The 587-nt window shown below is 54.7% G+C and carries 1 rRNA gene; it reads left to right on the top strand.

Annotated features, from left to right (window positions below):
• Nucleotides 1-587 (top strand): 23S ribosomal RNA (locus AC6HVW_RS25015); the annotation flags it as partial.

Raw genomic sequence — 587 nt, 5'->3', positions numbered from 1 at the left:
GGGGTGAGGACAGTGTCTGGTGGGTAGTTTGACTGGGGCGGTCTCCTCCCAAAGAGTAACGGAGGAGCACGAAGGTTAGCTAATCACGGTCGGACATCGTGAGGTTAGTGCAAAGGCATAAGCTAGCTTGACTGCGAGAGTGACGGCTCGAGCAGGTACGAAAGTAGGTCTTAGTGATCCGGTGGTTCTGAATGGAAGGGCCATCGCTCAACGGATAAAAGGTACTCCGGGGATAACAGGCTGATACCGCCCAAGAGTTCATATCGACGGCGGTGTTTGGCACCTCGATGTCGGCTCATCACATCCTGGGGCTGAAGTAGGTCCCAAGGGTATGGCTGTTCGCCATTTAAAGTGGTACGCGAGCTGGGTTTAGAACGTCGTGAGACAGTTCGGTCCCTATCTGCCGTGGGCGTTGGAAGATTGAGAGGGGTTGCTCCTAGTACGAGAGGACCGGAGTGAACGCACCACTGGTGTTCGGGTTGTCATGCCAATGGCACTGCCCGGTAGCTAAGTGCGGAAAAGATAAGCGCTGAAAGCATCTAAGCGCGAAACTTGCCTCGAGATGAGTCTTCCCTGGGCCTTTAAGG

This window comes from Serratia sp. NCCP-200 (assembly GCF_059697885.1).
The sequence above is the reverse complement of the archived record's forward strand: the minus strand, read 5'-3'. Positions and strand labels throughout refer to the sequence as shown.